Origin of the sequence: Bacillus sp. HMF5848, from assembly GCF_003944835.1 — a bacterium.
Taxonomy (GTDB): domain Bacteria; phylum Bacillota; class Bacilli; order Bacillales; family HMF5848; genus HMF5848.
The window spans coordinates 3,168,812-3,189,295 of the sequence record NZ_RWIV01000001.1; the positions used below are offsets into that span (position 1 = coordinate 3,168,812).

Annotated in this window: 17 protein-coding genes; 1 reads left to right on the forward strand and 16 read right to left on the reverse strand. The window is 36.6% G+C overall.

What is annotated here, in order from left to right:
- Window positions 1–4: 4 nt before the first annotated feature.
- The 10 genes from polA to EJF36_RS15285 form a co-directional block, all read right to left on the reverse strand.
- Window positions 5–2,647, reverse strand: coding sequence for a DNA polymerase I (polA, locus tag EJF36_RS15240; protein ID WP_125907134.1), 2,643 nt, complete (start codon window positions 2,645–2,647; stop codon window positions 5–7).
- A 221-nt stretch (window positions 2,648–2,868) separates the two neighbouring features.
- Window positions 2,869–3,798 carry a protease modulator HflC gene (hflC, locus tag EJF36_RS15245; RefSeq protein ID WP_125907135.1) on the reverse strand — a complete coding sequence of 310 codons (930 nt, stop codon included), beginning with the start codon at window positions 3,796–3,798 and terminating at the stop codon, window positions 2,869–2,871.
- Entirely contained in the window at window positions 3,791–4,762 is a 972-nt protein-coding gene (gene hflK / locus EJF36_RS15250; RefSeq protein ID WP_125907136.1) for an FtsH protease activity modulator HflK, read from the reverse strand. Before hflK ends, hflC begins: the two co-directional genes overlap by 8 nt.
- Before the next feature lie 306 nt (window positions 4,763–5,068).
- Window positions 5,069–6,826, reverse strand: a complete 1,758-nt coding sequence (gene pnpS, locus EJF36_RS15255) for a two-component system histidine kinase PnpS (RefSeq protein ID WP_125907137.1) — start codon at window positions 6,824–6,826, stop codon at window positions 5,069–5,071.
- Window positions 6,819–7,541, reverse strand: coding sequence for a response regulator transcription factor (locus EJF36_RS15260; RefSeq protein ID WP_125907138.1), 723 nt, complete (start codon window positions 7,539–7,541; stop codon window positions 6,819–6,821). Before EJF36_RS15260 ends, pnpS begins: the two co-directional genes overlap by 8 nt.
- Before the next feature lie 477 nt (window positions 7,542–8,018).
- Entirely contained in the window at window positions 8,019–8,495 is a 477-nt protein-coding gene (locus EJF36_RS15265) for a MaoC/PaaZ C-terminal domain-containing protein (protein ID WP_125907139.1), read from the reverse strand.
- A 90-nt stretch (window positions 8,496–8,585) separates the two neighbouring features.
- Complete coding sequence (gene mdh / locus EJF36_RS15270) at window positions 8,586–9,524, reverse strand: malate dehydrogenase (protein WP_125908411.1); 939 nt, start codon at window positions 9,522–9,524, stop codon at window positions 8,586–8,588.
- Window positions 9,525–9,662: 138 nt separating this feature from the next.
- On the reverse strand, window positions 9,663–10,934 hold the full coding sequence (icd, locus tag EJF36_RS15275; RefSeq protein ID WP_125907140.1) for an NADP-dependent isocitrate dehydrogenase: 1,272 nt from the start codon (window positions 10,932–10,934) through the stop codon (window positions 9,663–9,665).
- 91 nt (window positions 10,935–11,025) lie between these two features.
- On the reverse strand, window positions 11,026–12,144 hold the full coding sequence (gene citZ, locus EJF36_RS15280) for a citrate synthase (RefSeq protein ID WP_125907141.1): 1,119 nt from the start codon (window positions 12,142–12,144) through the stop codon (window positions 11,026–11,028).
- A 348-nt stretch (window positions 12,145–12,492) separates the two neighbouring features.
- Window positions 12,493–12,957, reverse strand: a complete 465-nt coding sequence (locus tag EJF36_RS15285) for a DUF441 domain-containing protein (protein WP_125907142.1) — start codon at window positions 12,955–12,957, stop codon at window positions 12,493–12,495.
- Window positions 12,958–13,119: 162 nt separating this feature from the next.
- Here EJF36_RS15285 and ytvI point away from each other — a divergent pair, with 162 nt between their 5' ends.
- Window positions 13,120–14,238 (forward strand): sporulation integral membrane protein YtvI, encoded by a 1,119-nt coding sequence (ytvI, locus tag EJF36_RS15290; RefSeq protein WP_125907143.1) that lies wholly within the window; start codon window positions 13,120–13,122, stop codon window positions 14,236–14,238.
- 64 nt (window positions 14,239–14,302) lie between these two features.
- On the opposite strand, the gene EJF36_RS15295 is transcribed toward ytvI, so the two are convergent.
- The 6 genes from EJF36_RS15295 to EJF36_RS15320 form a co-directional block, all read right to left on the reverse strand.
- Entirely contained in the window at window positions 14,303–14,692 is a 390-nt protein-coding gene (locus tag EJF36_RS15295) for an FxsA family protein (protein ID WP_125907144.1), read from the reverse strand.
- A 304-nt stretch (window positions 14,693–14,996) separates the two neighbouring features.
- Entirely contained in the window at window positions 14,997–16,757 is a 1,761-nt protein-coding gene (gene pyk, locus EJF36_RS15300; RefSeq protein WP_125907145.1) for a pyruvate kinase, read from the reverse strand.
- 49 nt (window positions 16,758–16,806) lie between these two features.
- Window positions 16,807–17,766, reverse strand: a complete 960-nt coding sequence (gene pfkA, locus EJF36_RS15305) for a 6-phosphofructokinase (RefSeq protein ID WP_125907146.1) — start codon at window positions 17,764–17,766, stop codon at window positions 16,807–16,809.
- A 195-nt stretch (window positions 17,767–17,961) separates the two neighbouring features.
- Window positions 17,962–18,942 carry an acetyl-CoA carboxylase carboxyl transferase subunit alpha gene (accA, locus tag EJF36_RS15310; protein ID WP_125907147.1) on the reverse strand — a complete coding sequence of 327 codons (981 nt, stop codon included), beginning with the start codon at window positions 18,940–18,942 and terminating at the stop codon, window positions 17,962–17,964.
- Complete coding sequence (gene accD, locus EJF36_RS15315; RefSeq protein WP_125907148.1) at window positions 18,939–19,799, reverse strand: acetyl-CoA carboxylase, carboxyltransferase subunit beta; 861 nt, start codon at window positions 19,797–19,799, stop codon at window positions 18,939–18,941. Before accD ends, accA begins: the two co-directional genes overlap by 4 nt.
- A 74-nt stretch (window positions 19,800–19,873) precedes the next feature.
- Window positions 19,874–20,482 carry a FadR/GntR family transcriptional regulator gene (locus tag EJF36_RS15320; RefSeq protein WP_125907149.1) on the reverse strand — a complete coding sequence of 203 codons (609 nt, stop codon included), beginning with the start codon at window positions 20,480–20,482 and terminating at the stop codon, window positions 19,874–19,876.
- Window positions 20,483–20,484: the final 2 nt, after the last annotated feature.

Here is a 20,484-nt window from a genome sequence, read left to right on the forward strand (position 1 = left end):
TCTATTATTTCGAATCAAACCAGCTATCACCGAAAGCATAATCCACTTTTAACGGGACAGCTAAATGAATAGCTTGCTCCATTACTTCAGGTACAATTTTCTTTAAAGTTTCAAGTTCACTTTTAGGCGCTTCAAATATTAATTCATCGTGTACCTGTAACAATAAACGAGCTTGTAATTTCTCTTGCTGTAATCGATCAGCCATATCAATCATAGCTTTTTTTATAATATCAGCTGCACTTCCTTGTATCGGAGTGTTCATAGCTGTGCGTTCCGCAAAACTCCTCATGTTAAAATTCCTGCTATGAATCTCTGGGATGTAACGTCTTCGTTGAAGGAGTGTTTTTACATACCCATTTTGTTTAGCCTCTTCGATAATGCTATCCATATAATCTTTAACACCCGGAAAACTATCTAAGTAGCGCTCAATAAATTGGCCAGCCTCTTTCCTAGTAATACCTAAGCTTTGCGATAAACCGTAGTCACTAATGCCATATACAATACCAAAGTTAACAGCTTTAGCTTGTCTTCTCATATTCGATGTTACATCATCGGCCTTTACATGAAAAACATCCATCGCTGTTTTCGTATGTATATCCATATCATTTTGAAAAGCCTCTACAAGCTTAGGATCGTTCGCAATATGAGCCAACACACGTAATTCAATTTGCGAATAGTCCGCAGCAAATATGACCCATTCATCTTCTGATGGTATGAATGCTTGTCGTATTTTCCGCCCTTCCTCTAAACGGATAGGAATGTTTTGTAAGTTAGGATCCGTTGAGCTTAACCTTCCCGTTTGTGTCAGTGCCTGATTAAAACGAGTATGTACCTTATTAGTGTCGTTATGCACAACTTTTAATAAACCTTCAATATATGTAGATTGTAATTTGCCTAGCTGTCTATAATGCAGAATAATTTCAATAATCTCATGCTTATCGGCTAGTTTTTCAAGCACATCCGCAGATGTAGAATAGCCTGTTTTTGTTTTTTTAATAACAGGGAGATTTAATTTTTCAAATAATACTTCTCCCAACTGCTTTGGTGAGTTAATGTTAAACTTTACTCCTGCAAGTTCATGAATTTGAGCTTCCATTTCGTCTAGCTGCCTTTTTAACTCATCGCCCATTGTATGTAAACGTTCAACATCTACTTGAACGCCCGTAAATTCCATCTCAGCAAGGATAAGTGACAATGGCATTTCCAATTCCTCATACAAAGCTAGTTGCTCATTGTCCTTTAGTTCTTGAATAAACTGGTCTTTTAAAGCATAAATTGCCGCTGCTTTACGTACTAGGTGCTCTCCTAACACTTGCCCATCCGGTATTTGCTGTTTTGCCCCTTTCCCATAGACTGCTTCATTGGACTGAACAGATGTAAAGCCTTTCCCTCTTGCTATATCAGCCACATCTGTAATACCTGATTCCGATGGGTTAAGGATATACGAAGCAAGTAGCAAGTCGAAAGTTATCCCATCAAGATTCACACCTTGCCATTTTAGCGCTACTTTTGCTCGCTTAGCGTCATACACGAATTTTTTCTTATTAGCGTTTTCTAGCCATTGTTTAAAGTCTGAAGATTTTAATGCTACATTCGTAGGGACATAGTAGTACCCTGAGCTATTTACGACAGCAAATCCTTGAATTGCAGCTTGGTGATAATTCTCTTGTAACACTTCTACATATAATGCAGCTTCAGTATCTGTCAGCATATCACCGCTAATCTCAGATACAGTTTCAAATTGTATATCTTCTAAAGGCTCATTCGTTTCAGTCAATGTACCATCGTCAAATTTATCTAACAGTGAATTAAAGCCGAGTTCTTTAAAAATCGTAACAACCTGCTTTGCATCATAACCCTCATACGAAAGGTCATCAGCTGTAATCTCAATCGGTGCCTCACACAAAATTGTTGCGAGCTCCTTACTTAACAAAGCTTGTTCCTTAAATTCTGTTAGTTTTTCTTGTAGTTTTTTACCACTTACTTTATCAACTGAATTTACAACCTTCTCAACAGTACCAAATTCTTTTAAAAGCTTAAGAGCCGTTTTTTCTCCGACACCCGGAACACCTGGGATATTATCTGATGTGTCTCCCATTAAACCTTTCATATCGATAATCTGCTTTGGTAATATTCCATACTTTTCCATTATAAAATCTGGCGTATAGTGATCTACATCTGTAATACCTTTTCGTGTAATATCAACAGTCACTTTATCTGATGCTAATTGAGTAAGGTCTTTATCACCAGAGATGACCTTAACCTCGTAATCTTCCTTCGATGCTTGAATTGCCAAAGTACCGATTATATCATCAGCTTCATAATTTTCCAGTTCATATGTGCGGATGCGATACGCTTTAAGCAATTCACGCAGATATGTAAACTGTTCAGACAGTTCTGGTGGGGTTTTTTGACGACCACCTTTATATTCTTGGAAAGTATTGTGACGAAAAGTGGTTTTTCCTGCATCAAACGCCACTAGTATATGAGTCGGTTTCTCTTCATCTAAAATACGCATGAGCATCATGGTGAAGCCATAAATGGCATTAGTATGTATACCTTTCTCGTTATTAAGAAGTGGAAGAGCAAAAAACGCACGATACGCTATACTATTACCGTCTATTAATACAACCTTTTTCTTACTCATTAATAATTCCTCCCTACTTTACCCTGCCTAAAAAATGTAGAAAATATGTCTAATCTTTATTTTACCACTTTATAATTTTATAAGAAAATTTACGAAACAACAAAGACGCGGCTCATGATCCCCCAACGGAAAGGAAACAAAAATTAACAACAAAGTTTAATACATCTTAACGTAAAAAAAGAAGAATGCCGCATAGACATCCTTCTCGTTCTAAAAAAATCTTATTGTGTGTAGCCCATTAACAATCTAGCATACGGTGAGTCTGCTGGTAGCATAATAACCGTTTCACCATCAATTGTAACTTTATATGACTCTAGCGTACGATATAAATTGTAGAAAGCAGGATCTTTAGAAAATGACTCATTATATACTCTCGCTGCTTCTGCTTCACCTTGACCACGAATAACCTCTGCATCAGCTTTTGCTTTTGCGAGAGTCTCTTTTACTTCACGGTCTGTTTGAGCTGTAATACGATTCTTCTCTGCATCACCCATAGATAGATATTCTTGAGCCTTTGATTCACGCTCTGAAATCATACGTCTGTAAACAGATTCTTCGTTTTCTGTCGGTAAATCAGTTCGCTTCATTCTAACATCTGTAACTACAATACCATAGTTATTTTTCTCTAAAAGTTCATTAACCATCTCTGTCACTCGATCGTTCAAGCTTCCTCGGGATGACTTTTCATCATTGATAATTTCATCATAATTTAAAGAACCTAGCTCAGAACGAAGGATAGAATAGATAAATTCTTCCATACGTGTTTCTGCACCAATTACCGTTCTTGCATTTGAAATCATTGATTTAGCATCAACAATTTTCCATATAGCGTAATTATCTACAAGCATACGCTTTTTATCGCGAGTGTTTATTTCCGCTTGTGGTACATCTAGAACCATCTGATATTTTGGTAGGGTTGATACAGTTTGAATAAACGGGATCTTAAAGTTTAACCCTGGCTCCTGTACAACGTTAACGACTTCACCAAATTGACGAATAACTTTATACTCGCCTTCTTTTACGATAAATAAGTTATTTAAAACAAGTCCTATCAACAAAAGTATAACAACTAGGCCAATGCCACCTCTTGTATACTTCTTCCAATCCCCTTGTTGCTTACGTTGTTCATTCATATCTATTACATCACTCATTGTTCACACTTCCTTCCTTCACGGCAGGTGGCGTTTCTGACTTTTCTAACGGACGAATCGGGAAGTATTTCAACGTACTACCGTCATCGTTCATAATATAAATCTCAGCACCCGGTAGTACTTGTTCTAGCGTTTCAATAACAAGTCGTTGCTTTGTAATATCTGGTGACTTAACATATTCAGCATATAATGCATTGAACTTCGCTACATCACCACGAGCGGCTTCAATACGAGCTGTCTTATCACCTTCAGCTTTTGAAATAAGGGCATCTTTTTCCCCTTCCGCTTCATTAATAGCTTTGTTACGATACTTTTTAGCTTCGTTAATCTTTGTATTCATCATTTCTCTTGCATCTGTTACATTTGTAAATGCTTTTCTTACTTCTTCATTAGGTAATTCAACATCTTGCAGTTTAACAGCTGAAATAGAGATACCTACATCATACTTAGCAACTAATTCTGTAAGTAATTCTCGAACCTCGGCTTCAATTTCTGCCTTTCCTGATGTTAACGCATCATCAATTTTAGAACTACCGATAATACTACGAAGAGATGCTGATGTAGAATTATATAATATTTGTACTGGATCCTGTGAATTATATAGGAATCGCTCAGGATCTGTTATTTTCCATTGTACAACCATATCAGCTAGTACAATGTTTTCGTCACCAGTAATCATTTTTGTATCTTGAGGTTGTTCTCTTATCGTACCGTCTTCTAATTGTTCATACCCGAATGTTAAGCTAAATGTTTCTTTTGATAATGTTTCAACTATTTGGATTGGCCATGGCATTTTAAAATGTAGACCTGGCTCAGTTATCGGAGCACCCGCCTCCCCAAACGTTAACATAACGGCTTGCTCGGATTCATCAACGGTAAACCATGTTGTTGTAGCTGCTAAGCCTAAAACAATGACGAGTGCCGCAATACCGACAGCCGCATATATTCGTCGCATACTTATCATATTTTACACCTCTTATTCTTTCTGTTTTACATATATCATTTACGAATCATACTACAAAAGGTTTCAGATTTTCAAAAAAAAATGCTACCAAATATTATTGGCAGCATTAGACGCAAATCTCGTCCGATAGATTGGCTCCTTGGATGAAGGGGTTTTCGAATATAATATTACCCTTTGAATATTAACTGTACTTTAAGTGAACGTAAAGAGCTTGTAAATATTCTAGAGAAAGAGATATATTATGTATCCGTAATTTATTTTAACTTCAAACAAAGCCCAATCTATCTAATAAAAGCAACCTTTACATCAATAAATATCCTTTTTAAATTTTACTGTAAATGTCGTTCCCCCACCGGTTCGACTATCCACAGTTATTGTACCGCCATGTGCTTCAACAAGATGCTTAACAATTGCTAAGCCTAATCCTGTCCCACCTGAATTGCGACTTCTTGCTTTATCCACACGATAAAACCGTTCAAATATACGTGGGATCTCTTCCTTTAATATGCCAATACCTGTATCAGATACAGCAATAATCACATCATTAGCATCAACAGAGACATTGACCATTACCTTTCCACCACTTGGTGTATAAGTAATGGCATTATTTATAAGATTGATAAATACTTGTTTAATGCGATATGTGTCACCTTTAATGAACAAATGTTTTTTCTCAAGATTTAAATTCAAGTCTATTTCTTTATACTCGGCCTTACTTTTCAAAATAACAAAAATATCTTCTAGTACTTCCTGAATATTTACATGATCAATATTTAACTTAAATCCTTGCTGTTCAATTTTTGATAACTCTAGTAAGTCTTGGATTAATGTTTGTAAACGATCGCTTTCTTTTAGGATGATAGAAAGAAAATATTCTAATGTTGCTTCATCCTTCATCGCTCCATCTAACAATGTTTCTGAGAAACCTTTTATACTGGTTATCGGCGTTTTTAATTCATGCGATACATTGGCAACGAAATCCTTACGCATTTGTTCAAGCTTTTTAAGTTCTGTTATATCATGAAAAACAATAACAATACCCTTCCACTCATCGTTCGTACCAATAATCGGCGCTCCATACACATCAAAATGCTTTCGTTCAATTTTCAAAGGCAACAAGAGCTGTCTACGTGTATTAACCTCTGTCATAAAGATTTCTTCAATTAATTGTACTACCTCAGTATGTGTAAACGCATTATAGTAGAGTTTGTATAAATAATCTACAGGATCAATATCAAAAATTTCTTTAAATGCACGGTTAACAAGATTTATATAACCTCTACCATCAATTAAAACTAAGCCACTCCCCATATTTTCTATAAGCGTCTTGAGTCTGTCCTGCTGCATCTCTTGTGCTTTAGTCATGTCCTGGAGATTTCTTGCTAAAATATTAATTGATTGGCTTAACATACCAGTTTCATCTATATGATTCTCGTACGTTCTTGCATTATAATTTCCTCGCGCCAGTTCCATCGCAACCTTTGTGGCTGATTCAATAGGACGTGTGTACTGGTTCGTTATTCTCGTAGCTAAAAATAAAATGACGATAAGAGCAAGACCTAAACAAGTAGATAGTAATATCCATATCCGTCTATTCACTTGCTCAAGCGATTCCACTGGAGTACTTAAGAATAAGTATCCTTTTATATCACCATTATCAGATAGTAACTGAGCACCATAATAGAATGTTCCATCTTTTTCCTGTACGATTTCAATATCTGTCTCACTATCTATCATAGATTTAATTAAATTATTATGATGTTCCTCCATTTTCTTATTGGAGGGCTTTGTTTTTAACAATACATTGCCTTTATTATCAAAGAGGAACAGATTTGAATACAACATTTTACTGTACTTTTTCAGCTCAGTATGTAGCGCTGTAGATTTTAACCTATCGTGATCAATTATTTCCGCAACTAACTCAACTTCTTTTTCTAGTCTATCCTTGTATGTATCTAGGTAGAAATTTTTATACAATTGACCTAATAGAAAACCTAATGCGATTAGAACAAATAAAATTAATGTAATAAGGGTAACTAGTAAGCGTGTGCGAAACCTATTCATCTAGCTTTGGTCCCTCTAGCTTGTACCCTAAGCCTCGAATAGTTTTAATATAAGTTGGCTTTTTCGTATTTTTTTCAATTTTTTCACGCAAATGACTTATGTGCACATCAACAATTCGAGTATCTCCAGCAAAATCATAATTCCATACAGCACTTAATAATTGATCTCGAGTAAGTACTCGCCCTTTATTTCTGGCCAAATACAATAAAAGCTCGAATTCTTTAGGTGTCAATTCTAAGCGTTCATCAGCAAAATAAGCTTCATAATGCTCTGGTAAGATATTAAGCTCACCAATGACAAGTTTATCATGTTCATTGTCATCTTTTCCTGTTTGAGAAGACTCACTTATTTGTGTTCTACGTAAAATAGCTTTAATTCTTGCAATGACTTCACGAGGGCTGAATGGCTTTGTCATATAGTCATCTGCACCAAGTTCCAAACCTAATACTTTATCAAATTCATCATCTTTAGCAGTCAACATGAGAATAGGTACATCAACCTTTTGTTGACGTAAATGTTTACAAACTTCTATCCCATCCATTTTAGGAAGCATCAGGTCAAGAACGATTAAGTCTGGTCTGTTGTCCAGTGCCTTCTCAAGCCCTTCTTCTCCATCCATTGCTGAGATGACTTCAAAGCCTGCTTGTTCTAGATTGTATTGCAACAACGTTAAAATTGATTGTTCATCATCGACTACTAATAATTTTTTACTCATATGTGCCTCCAAATGTTAATTTAGAAACCAATTCATCCATTTTTATTATATTTTTTGCTTTAATCATAACACTTTTTTGATAGACATAAAAGATTTGAAACTATGCACGAAATTAAGAATGAAATCTTGACTCTTCTTTTATAGAGTGTAGAGTGTAATAAGCAACTTTAGTATCTTATAGCCTAAAAGACAGAAAAGGGCAAGGCACGGTCTAACGATGAGAAGCACAAGACGAGCGCCGCCGGTCGATAACAACGCAACGTCCTATCGCGTTATTGTCATTAGGCCGTCCTAGTCGTCGGAAGTCCTGGCTTATGCTAGTAGTCAAGGAAACTGATGTTTATTTTCGTTTTAAGGAAAAATTGATTTGTAATTTTCTCTCGAAAGTTGGCAACTCGAGTTAGGTCCTCATTTAGGCTAAGAATAATATTCTTTTCCCACGTTAAAAAAGAACTCTAAGTATACACTCGAGTTCTCCTAAAAGTTTTCTAAATCTTTGCCATCTAGTCCCTTAACCTTTTGTGGAGGTGACACAATGATACTTCCTTTTAAAACTTGTTCATTTTCTTCATCTTCAGCCACTACTTCAATTGTTACCGTTTCTGATTCCTCATCAATTCCGACAACTTCGAGCAAAAACTGAATGGTAGCATAATGATAAACAGGCTTTAAAAAACTAAGTTGCTGCTCAATAATGTGACTTCCAGCGCCCGGTAAATATTTAGATATGGCTGCAGACACAATCCCAGTAAGCATGATAGAAGGAACAATAGGCTTATCAAATCTTGTTTGAGAAGCATAATCATGTTGAATGTATAATGGATTTGCATCGTTTGTAAGGCCTAAATAGATAAGTAAATCCTTATCCTCTATTGTTTCCGTTAAAGTTAATTTTTCACCTTTTGAAATCTCGTTAATATATCTGCCAATTTTTCGCTTTTTAGACAAAACCATCTATCGCACCTCATAAACATAATTTGTAACCGTCTTATGAAAGAAGATTCGGAGATATTTAATCCCCGAACCTATATGTCTTAGTTTTTATTATTGTAAAACAGTCATAACATTCTTTACAGATTCAACAGATTTGTTTAGTGAAGCTTTTTCTTCATCTGTTAATTCTAACTCAATAATCTTCTCGATTCCATTGCCACCTAGAATTGTAGGTACACCAAGATAAATTCCTTCATAGCCGTATTCACCTTCTAAATAAGCAATAGAAGGTAGAACTCGTTTCTGGTCTTTTAAAATAGCTTCCGCCATTTCTACTAATGATGCAGCAGGTGCATAGTATGCACTACCATTTCCTAATAGATTAACGATTTCGCCGCCACCTTTTCTAGTTCTTTCAACAATAGCATCTAAACGCTCTTTCGGAATTAACGTTTCTAATGGAATACCACCAGCATAAGAATAACGAACAAGTGGTACCATATCATCTCCATGGCCTCCTAAAACGAAGCCAGTAATATCTTTTACTGACAGATTAAGCTCTTCAGCTATAAACGTACGGAAACGAGCAGTATCTAATACACCAGATTGACCAATAACACGATTCTTAGGGAATCCAGATTCTTTAAAAACTGTGTAAGTCATCGCATCTACTGGATTAGTAAGGACAAGAATATAGCAGTTTGGAGAATACTTCACGATTTCTTGAGTTACACTTGTCATAATCTTTTGGTTTGTTGTAACTAAGTCATCACGGCTCATACCAGGCTTACGAGCAATTCCTGCCGTTATAATAACAACATCTGAATCAGCAGTATCTTCGTATGATGAAGTACCTTTTACTGATGCATCAAACCCTAGCACAGGACTAGCTTCAAGCATATCAAGAGCTTTCCCTTTTGTTGGATTCTCCATTTGTGGTATATCAACTAACACGACATCAGCTAGCTCCTTTTGTGCCATAATAAAAGCTGTAGTAGCACCTGTAAAGCCAGCTCCAATTACTGATACTTTTTTTCTTTTAAATGTCATCATTCCGTCCTCCTACTTTGAAAAGTATTATGCTACGCGTGTTATCTAGTTGCCATAAAGAAATGGAGTAGTGAAATCTTCCACTACTTTATGTAGAGAGACCATCTATTAAAGATAGATAGTCTCTTACTAATAAAATCAGTCCATATTTCTAATTAAGGCATCACCAAATTCGGAACACTTTACTTCCGTTGCTCCATCCATTAAACGAGCGAAGTCATACGTTACAACTTTGGACGCTATTGTTTTCTCCATTGATTTCATGACTAAATCGGCAGCCTCTTGCCATCCTAAATGCTCGAGCATAAGAACTCCAGATAAAATAACTGACGATGGATTAACTTTATCAAGATTTGCATATTTTGGCGCAGTACCGTGTGTTGCTTCGAAAATAGCATGTCCTGTTTCATAGTTGATGTTAGCTCCAGGAGCAATACCGATTCCACCTACTTGTGCTGCAAGGGCATCAGAAATATAATCACCATTAAGATTCATAGTAGCTACAACATCAAATTCACGAGGGCGTGTTAAGATTTGCTGAAGGAAGATATCAGCAATGGCGTCTTTAATAATGATTTTCCCTGACGCCTCTGCATCCGCTTGTGCTTTATTAGCGGCTTCCTTTCCTTCGTTTTCAACTATTCTATCATATTCGGCCCATGTAAAGACTTTGTCACCAAACTCTTGCTCTGCTAATTCATAACCCCAGTTTTTAAACGCACCTTCAGTAAATTTCATGATATTCCCTTTGTGCACGAGAGTTACTGACTTACGGTTATTTTCAATTGCATAATTAATTGAAGCGCGTACTAATCGTTTCGTACCTTCTTCGGATACAGGCTTAATTCCGATACCTGATGTTTCAGGGAATCGAATTTTATTAACACCCATTTCATTTTGTAAAAAAGCAATAAGTTTCTTAACTTCGTCTGAGCCTTTAGCATATTCAATTCCAGCATAAATATCTTCTGTATTTTCGCGGAAGATAACCATATCTGTATCTTCTGGACGCTTAACAGGTGAAGGCACTCCGTTAAAATAGCGAACCGGACGTAAACAAACAAATAGATCAAGCTCTTGGCGCAATGCCACGTTTAATGAGCGAATTCCCCCACCGATAGGTGTCGTTAGTGGTCCTTTTATTGCAATTATGTATTCACGAATGACATCAAGCGTTTCAGCTGGTAACCATTCACCTGTTGCATTGAATGCTTTCTCTCCAGCTAACACCTCTTTCCATACGATTTCCTTCTCACCGTTGTAAGCCTTCTTAACAGATGCTTCTAGAACACGTGAAGCAGCAGCCCAAATATCCGGTCCTATTCCATCCCCCTCAATGTATGGAATGATTGGATCATTTGGTACATTTAATACACCGTTGTCTACTGAAATTTTTTGCCCTTTTGTCAAAAGAAAAACCTCCCATTATGTTGTCAATTCTAGATTGAAGGGGTTGAAATATATTGTATCAACCCCTACACATTTTTATTTAGTATTATTGTTACATTCTCTCGTCAACCGGTACATAGACCTGCATACCAGGTCCTGTGTATTCTGCACGAGGACGAATGAGACGATTGTTATCATATTGCTCTAAAATGTGTGCTAACCATCCAGATGCGCGGCTAACAGCAAAGATTGGAGTAAATAAATCATGGTCAATTCCTAAGCTATGATATACAGATGCTGAATAAAAATCAACATTCGGTGGAATATCTTTCTCTGCTGTAACAGTTTTTTCAATTGCTACAGACATGTCATACCATTTAGGTTCACCTGTTAATTTTGTAAGCTTCTCTGACATTTCTTTAAGATGCTTAGCACGTGGATCTCCAAAACGATATACGCGATGACCAAATCCCATGATTTTTTCTTTGTTTACCATCTTTTGTTGGATATATGGCTCAACGTTTGTAACATCACCGATTTCAGCTAACATCTTCATAACTCTTTCGTTAGCTCCGCCATGTAATGGGCCTTTTAAAGCTCCAATAGCAGCCACTATACCAGAATAAATGTCTGATAATGTAGCAACACAAACACGTGCGGTGAAAGTTGACGCATTTAACTCATGGTCAGCGTGAAGAACTAGCGCTTTATTAAATGCTTCAATAGCAATGGAGTCTGGCTCTTCACCTGTTAGCATATACAAAAAGTTACCTGCAAAGCTCAAATCATTGCGAGGAGCAATAGGCTCTAACCCTTTACGAATTCTTGCGAACGCAGTTGTAATTGTAGGGATTTTTGCTTGAATGCGAATAGCTTTACGATAATTCGCTTCTTCATCCATCGCTTCGGCTTCGTCGTCAAACTCGCCCAAAATAGAAACAGCCGAACGTAAAGCACCCATAGGATGAACCTTATTGATTGGCATAGCTTTAAAGTGGTCAATCACTGCTTGTGGTATATCAGCACTATCAGCTAGCTGCTTTGTCAACTGTGCCAATTCTTCTTTATTCGGCAATTTACGATGCCATAGCAAATAAATAACTTCTTCAAAACTAGCATTTACAGCTAGATCATCGATGTTATACCCCACATATGTAAGTGTATCATCGATAATAGAACTAATACTTGATGTTGTTGCTACAACCCCTTCGAGACCTCGTGTTACTGTCATGAATCATCTCTCCTTTACATAACTTTTTTCCCCTTGGCCATACCCACATCACTAGATTAAAAGATTTGTACATTTACATACTCAACACCTAAAAAGAAACGGCTTACATTTTTGAATGTTCAAACGAATCAACATAGTAGCCCTTATTGTTGAGTTGTTGATTAAAAGTTTGAACATGCAACGAGAATATAACATACTTCATTGCATTCTTCATCTTCTAAGTGCATGAGACCTGTTTTGTGCTTATATGTAATTTATTTGACAGGTCGACAAGTTAATTATAAACAATTATCAGATTTTTGTGAATCAAAACAACCGAATCAATTAAAAAAATATTATTGCAATACATTATTTAATAAATATTTCAACTATTCTCATGCATGCATATGCAATCCCAGCACCAATTAATGGACCTACTGCTACACCTTTAAATACTGCTACCGCCAAAATCGTACCTAATACAAGTGCCGTCGTAATGTGAGGATCGTTCGCTAAAAGCTGAACTCCCCCTTTTGCTAATAAAGCAACAGCAATACCTGAGGCAAGAGCAATCCATGCATAATATGATTTAACAGCTGCAGTCATTTGTGAAAATCCTATCTCTCCTGTCGCAATTGGAACTAGTACTGCTATCGTAATAATAGTAACTCCTAATTGAATTCCCTTTGATTGTAAATAAGGAAATACCTTCACATCAAGTCCAATGACTTTTACTAAGAGTAAAAAAGCAACAGCAATTATAAGAGATTGGTTTTTGGCAACAAAACCGATAGTTAATAATATAATTAAAAAAATAATTGATTGACTGAACAAGGTGTATGCTCTCCTCTATACAATTAAGACTTTACATATATAAGATATCGTAACATATAGAGACGATATCTGACAAAAATAGTGAATTTCTCATCTCTTTCCCATATTGCATAAAAGTTGTAAAATAAATATAATCGTAATTTTTGGAGGTGTCCTTTTAATTTGTTAAACAAAAACTCTTTGTATTTGTTTTTGCGACTACTATTTGTAATTGCAATAGTTGTTGGTGGTAGTATAGCTTTGTATTACACTGCAACTTTAACGTATCCATTTATCATAGCAATTATTATCGCTTTAATGATTAACCCAATTGTAAATTTCTTCGAGTTGCGTACTCGTATGCCTCGGTCTCTTGCCGTCTTTACGACTTTGATTATAATTCTTGCTTTTGCAGCTGGATTATTAACCTTAGTAGTAGCAGAAGTTTATAACGGTACCGTATATTTATCTAATACGTTACCACAACATATTGATAAGTTAGCTTTATATATTGAGGAGTTGATAGCAGGTCAGATTATACCTTTTTATAATCAGTTGACAACGCTATTTAAAAACTTAAATGCTGATCAACAAACAACCATCATTACAAACATTGAGAATGTAGGACAAAATTTAGCTGATAACATCGGATCATTTTTAAGTAATGTACTTGCTATTATTCCTGCTTTCTTGAAATGGATGCCGAATGCAGCAACTGTACTAGTTTTTTCTTTTTTAGCTACATTTTTTATTAGTAAAGACTGGGATAAACTTCGTCGATTAAGTCGAAAAGTTCTACCTGTAAAAGCAAGAACAAGTAGCAAAACGGTGTTTGTAGATTTACAAAAAGCGTTAGTAGGTTTCTTGAAAGCACAAGCTACTTTGATTTCCATTACAGCTATTATTATTTTAATAGGTCTGTTAATTTTTAGAGTTGAACATGCATTAACAGTCGCCCTTTTAATTGGAATTGTTGATGTATTACCTTATTTAGGGACAGGTCTCGTATTTGTACCTTGGGTAATCTATTCTGCTGTAAGTGGCAATGTATTACTAGCGATACAGTTAGCTATATTATACATAATAGTTATGGTAGTCAGACAATTACTTGAGCCAAAGGTGCTATCTCAAAGCATAGGTTTAGACCCACTTGCCACTCTAGTCTCACTATTTGTCGGTTTTAAGCTCATAGGATTTTTAGGACTTATTGCTGGGCCTGTAGTATTAGTTATCATTAAAACATTACACACGGCCAAAGTATTTGAAGATATTTGGGCATTTATTAAAGGGAAACCCGCTTAATTCTAAATATAATCAACATGAAAAGGCTGTTGGGGATTACCCAACAGCCTTTTGTCTAATTTAGTTAACGTATAATAGTAAATTGACCTCTATCCATCATGCGCCGGATTACTTTCACAAGAAACGGTTTAATAATGGCTCGGGTCGCCGGAAAAAGCAAGAAAAATCCTATCGCATCAGTAATAAAGCCAGGCGTCAATAACACAACACCACCTACTAATATACACAATCCATCTATTACTGATTCACCTGGTATATGCCCTTGATTTACTTGCATTTGAGCATTTTGTAAAGTTCTCAAACCTTGCTGCTTCGCTAAAAAAGCTCCCAATACTCCTGTTAGAATAATAAGTAATACAGTAGGCCATGGGCCTATTATATTACCCGCTAATACTAACAAGCCAATTTCTAAAGCCGGTACAATAATAATAAGTGCTAATAAGATTCGTAGCATTGCATCAACTCCCATCTTGTTCTTTTTATTATACATATAGTGCTTGTTTATTTAAAATTCTAGAAAAGATTTTTTTAAAAAAATAACGCTCTTCAGCAACGTTACATACTGGTCGACACACTAAGCTCTAAAACAAGTTCTAACTTCCACAAGATCCATTAATTCAGCAAGGTTGAGTCATGAGCTTATACATATGAAATTCGGCGCATGGCAGTTTTTGTCTTTCACCAATTTTCGGAGCGATAAAAAAACAAAGCGCTCGGAGAAATTCTCCAAAGCGCTTTGTGTATATGTTATTAAGTTATTACAATACTCCTGCATGACCTTGGTATACAACACCACGTCCTGCATCAACTGTAATTTCTTGACCTGCAGATAGTAAAGATGTAGCTCCCTCTACTCCTACAATAACTGGAATACCTAGGCTTAAGCCAACTACAGCAGCATGACTTGTTAAGCCACCTTCTTCAGTGATTAACGCAGAAGCCTTTTGAAGTGCATCCATCATGTCACGATCCGTACTAATAGTTACTAAAACGCCACCCTCAGTCATTTTCTCATTAGCTTCCTGAGCATTTTTCGCAACAACCACTTTACCAAACGCTTGCTTACGACCAATACCTTGTCCTTTAGCAACGATGTCACCAACAACATGGATCTTCATTAAGTTTGTTGTACCTGTTTCGCCAACTGGTACACCAGCAGTAATAACTACAAGATCACCATGCTTAATTACACCAGCAGATAAAGCTGTTTCTACAGATAGCTCAAGCATTTCGTCTGTTGTGTTAGATTGTTGACCAACCTGTGGATATACACCCCAAACTAGTGCAAGCTTACGGCAAACTGAATCGTCTTTTGTTACAGCAACAATTGGTGCTTTAGGACGATATTTAGAAATCATTCTTCCTGTGTGACCACTTTGAGTAGGAGCAATGATAGCTTTTACATCAAGGTTTAAAGCTGTATGTGCAACCGATTGACTAATTGCATCAGTAATTGTAATTTCGCTTTCTCTTCTGCGTTTTTGCATGATTTCACGGTAATTTAAAGCTGTTTCTGCTTTCTTCGCAATGTTGTTCATTGTTTGAACCGCTTCAATTGGGTATGAACCCGCAGCTGTTTCACCTGAAAGCATGATAGCATCTGTACCATCAAATATAGCATTTGCTACGTCACTAGCTTCCGCGCGTGTTGGGCGAGGATTGCGTTGCATAGAATCAAGCATTTGTGTTGCAGTAATAACTGGTTTTCCTAATGCGTTACACTTTTTAATTAATTCTTTTTGAACTAGTGGAACATCTTCTGCTGGAATCTCAACACCTAGATCTCCACGCGCAACCATTAGACCATCAGATACCGCTAAAATATCATCGATATTGTCGACACCTTCTTGGTTCTCAATTTTAGGTACGATTTGAATATCTGATGCATTGTGCTCTTCTAATAGCTCACGAATTTCTAGAACATCAGAAGCACGGCGTACGAATGATGCAGCAACAAAGTCAACACCTTGTTCAATACCAAAACGAATATCGTTTGCATCTTTCTCAGTGATACCAGGAAGGTTTACTTTAACACCCGGTACGTTTACACCTTTTTTGTTTTTCAAAGTACCACTGTTTAAAATTTTAGTTAAAAGTTCATTTTTGTCTTTACGCACTTCAAGAACTTCTAGTCCGATTAGACCGTCGTCTAGTAAAATTTTAGAGCCTGGGAATACATCATCTATAAGCCCTTCATATGTAACAGAAAACTTTTCTACTGTACCTAACACTTCAGTCATAGATACAATAATTTCATTTCCTTCAACAAGCTCAATTGCACCATTTTCCATATTGTTGGTACGGATTTCAGGTCCTTTTGTATCTAAAAGAATAGCAATGCTCTTGTTAGTTCTTTTTGCTGCTTCACGAATGTTAATAATACGAGCACCGTGCTCTTCATAATCACCATGTGAAAAGTTAAGACGAGCCACATTCATACCAGATTCGATTAATTTTGTTAAAGTCTCCACGCTCTCACTAGCGGGACCTATTGTACAAACAATTTTTGTTTTACGCACTGCAAAAACCCTCCTATTGACTTATACTGGAAACGATTCCAGCGATATACTAAATAGATAACTCTTTAGAAAGCTGATACATAACTGGATCGATTGTGTGCTTTTGCTTTAGCACTTCAATTATGTCATTGTCCACTAGCTGATTGTTTTTAATACCTACAGCTCGTCCACCTTTGCCTTCTAAAATTAACTCAACAGCACGAGCTCCTAAACGACTTGCTAATACTCTATCAGCAGCAGTTGGTGAGCCTCCACGTTGAATATGACCAAGAACAGATACGCGAGTCTCGAAGTTAGTAGCTTCTTGAATTTGCTTACCAAATTCAACACCACTTCCCACTCCCTCAGCAAGAATAATGATACTATGCTTCTTACCGCGGTCGTGTCCACGCTTAAGACGACCAATAATTTCTTCCATCTCAAAATTCTCTTCTGGAATTAATATTGTCTCAGCCCCACCTGATAAGCCAGACCAAAGTGCAATATCACCAGCATGACGTCCCATAACTTCAATTACATAAGTTCTTTCGTGGGATGTAGCAGTATCGCGAATTTTGTCGATAGAATCAATAACAGTATTCAATGCAGTATCAAAACCAATTGTGAAATCTGTACCAGGAATATCATTATCAATAGTACCAGGTACACCAACACATGGAAACCCTTGCTCTGTTAATGCTCTAGCACCACGATAAGATCCATCGCCACCAATAACAACTAAGCCTTCAATACCATATTTTTTTAACTGCTCGATACCTTTTTGTTGTCCTTCTGGTGTTTTAAATTCTTCACAGCGGGCTGTATAGAGCATTGTACCCCCACGATGAATAATATCACCAACAGACCCAACGTTAAGTTGTTTTATTTGTCCAGATATTAACCCCGCATAGCCATGGTAAATACCAAACACTTCAACATCGTGATAAATCGCTTTACGGACAACTGCACGAACAGCTGCATTCATACCTGGAGAATCTCCTCCACTTGTAAGAACTCCAATTCGTTTCATAACTATTCACCTCATCAATTATCACATAAGTAATATTAAAATACTTCTTAGTTCATATGTAAAGGAAAATTAAGAAGTTCAAAAATTCTTCATACTTCTAGTATGCATAACATGATAAAAATAACACGAAGAAAATTCGAACACAACCCTAATTATATTGAAAAAAATGTGTGTCCTATAAAGGACACACAATCGTCAAATTTCCTTTACAACTTTTTCGGTACGTTCTTCATATTGTCCTATTGTTTTAAACTTTTCATAACGAGTTTTAATCAAGATTTCTGGCTGTAAAGATTGTAAGCGCATCATAACTGGATAGAGAGCTTGGTCAATAAACTCAGCCTGTTGCTCTACATCTTTGTGTGCACCGCCTCGAACTTCCCTTATAATCTCATCAATAATATTTAATTTTTTCAAATCAGGTGCTGTAATTTTCATCGTTTCTGCTGCACGGCGCGCTTGAGAAGCATCCTTCCAAAGAATTGCAGCTGCTCCTTCAGGTGAAATAACAGAGTAAGTAGAGTTTTCTAGAATCAATATTTCGTTACCGACTCCAAGTGCAAGAGCACCGCCACTTCCACCTTCGCCAATTACTATACAAATAATCGGTACCTTCAAGCCTGCCATCTCAAATAGGTTACGAGCAATCGCTTCACTTTGTCCCCGCTCTTCGGCAGCTTTTCCAGGATAAGCACCCTTTGTGTCTATAAAGCAAATAATAGGTCTCCCAAACTTATCTGCTTGCTTCATAAGGCGTAATGCTTTACGATACCCTTCTGGATGTGGCATACCGAAATTGCGACGAATATTTTCTTTTGTATCTTTTCCTCTTTGGTGACCAATTACAGTAACAGGCACCCCATGATACGATGCAATACCACCTACTATAGCGGCATCATCTCCGAATAATCGATCACCATGACACTCAAAGAAATCATCGAATATAAAGTTAATGTATTCTAAAGTTGTAGGTCTGTTTGGATGACGAGCAATTTGGACACGGTCCCATGGCTGCAAGTGATTGTATATATCGGCCTCTAGTTTAACGAGACGTTGCTCAAGCTTCGAAATTTCTTGAACTAAGTTTACATCAGAGATCTCAGTAAACTCTTTTAGTTCATTTATTTTTTTCCGTAACTCTAGTATCGGCCTTTCAAATTCAAGCTCGCCTATCATGATAAATCACCTACCTTGTGATGAAGCTTTAAAATAAGTGTTAACTTCTCTTTCATACTATTACGATGAACTACCGCATCTAGTTGACCGTGCTTTAACAAAAACTCAGATGTTTGAAAATCGTCTGGTAAATCTTCACGAATAGTTTGCTCGATTATGCGACGTCCTGCAAACCCAATTAAAGCACCTGGCTCTGCTAAATTATAATCCCCTAAAGAAGCAAAACTAGCTGATACCCCCCCGGTTGTGGGATGAGTCATCACAGAAACAATTAATCCTCCATTATCACTAAATAATCTTAGTGCAGAGCTTGTTTTAGCCATTTGCATTAAGCTTAGGACTCCTTCTTGCATACGTGCTCCACCTGAAGCAGTAAAAATAATGAAAGGTAGTTTTTTTTCATTAGCCCTTTCAATAGCTCTAGTAATCTTCTCGCCTACAACAGAGCCCATACTCCCCATACGAAAGTTTGAATCCATTACTGCCACTACAGCTGGAAATCCGTCAATTTGCCCCTCTCCTGTGACAACAGCTTCGTTAATTCCAGCCTTTTTCATGTCTTTAGAAAGTTTTTCTTCATACTCTGGGAATTGCAAAGGATTTTTCGAAAGTATGTCACTATCATATTCAAAAAATGTATCACTATCTAATACGCTATTTAGTCGTTCTCTCGCTGTCATTTGGTAGTGATATCCACAATTCATGCATACTTTGTCATTTTGTAATAACTCTTTTGTATACATTATTTTTTTACATTTAGGACACTTCGACATAATGCCTTCAGGAACATCTTGCTTTCCTTGTTCAGAAGGAATTGTCGCATACTTCTTTCTTTTCGAAAAAATATCTTTCAGCAAGGTGTACCCCCCTATTTTCGCATCTTATTCCTTATACTTTAACAGCAAATAGCCAAGCATGATGTATAATCTTGTCAATTAGCTTTCGACATAACATGCATTTTTTTATCATAGAGTTCAAAGACTTCATGAAGGTTTTTACTTAGTAACGTCTCAACGAATGAATCAAAAAACTCTGGTGTAATAGTCACAGAGGGCTGATCTGTGACCTTACAATAATCATAAACTATAGTCCAAATGCGATATAAAAGTTGATTCCCACAATTTTCAACAATAGTATGAATAAGAGCTTCATATGTTTTCGGCAAATTTGAGAAAAGTTTATCGTTAAGAGTATCATTTAATATACATAAGCGTAAGCAATCTTTTTCAAGAACCGTCCTTGTCTCTAAAAGATCCTGCTGTACAATGTCCTCTCGTAATAAAAAAGAGCCTAATAGTTTTATTAAATGATGGTCTTTAAAATCTCGAATAAATGTGCCTTCTCCACGTCTTGTCTCAATAAGACCAAGCAATTCCAGTGCACGTAGGGCTTCTCTAACAGAAGAGCGTCCGCAAGAAAGACGTTCACTTAATTCTCGTTCGGACGGAATTTTGTCTCCCGCTGTCAAATGATCCTCTTCCATGATTGCCCTTATTTTCCACACTATATCAACAAACATTTTTTGCCTTTGTTCTGTCATTG

Coding starts and splice junctions, on each gene's coding strand:
- polA (WP_125907134.1), bottom strand. CDS start 2,647: ATGAGTAAGAAAAAGGTTGTATTAATAGACGGTAATAGTATAGCGTAT.
- hflC (WP_125907135.1), bottom strand. CDS start 3,798: ATGAGTGATGTAATAGATATGAATGAACAACGTAAGCAACAAGGGGAT.
- hflK (WP_125907136.1), bottom strand. CDS start 4,762: ATGATAAGTATGCGACGAATATATGCGGCTGTCGGTATTGCGGCACTC.
- pnpS (WP_125907137.1), bottom strand. CDS start 6,826: ATGAATAGGTTTCGCACACGCTTACTAGTTACCCTTATTACATTAATT.
- EJF36_RS15260 (WP_125907138.1), bottom strand. CDS start 7,541: ATGAGTAAAAAATTATTAGTAGTCGATGATGAACAATCAATTTTAACG.
- EJF36_RS15265 (WP_125907139.1), bottom strand. CDS start 8,495: ATGGTTTTGTCTAAAAAGCGAAAAATTGGCAGATATATTAACGAGATT.
- mdh (WP_125908411.1), bottom strand. CDS start 9,524: ATGACATTTAAAAGAAAAAAAGTATCAGTAATTGGAGCTGGCTTTACA.
- citZ (WP_125907141.1), bottom strand. CDS start 12,144: ATGACAGTAACACGAGGTCTCGAAGGGGTTGTAGCAACAACATCAAGT.
- EJF36_RS15295 (WP_125907144.1), bottom strand. CDS start 14,692: ATGCTACGAATCTTATTAGCACTTATTATTATTGTACCGGCTTTAGAA.
- pfkA (WP_125907146.1), bottom strand. CDS start 17,766: ATGAAACGAATTGGAGTTCTTACAAGTGGAGGAGATTCTCCAGGTATG.
- accA (WP_125907147.1), bottom strand. CDS start 18,942: ATGATAGGCGAGCTTGAATTTGAAAGGCCGATACTAGAGTTACGGAAA.
- EJF36_RS15320 (WP_125907149.1), bottom strand. CDS start 20,482: ATGACAGAACAAAGGCAAAAAATGTTTGTTGATATAGTGTGGAAAATA.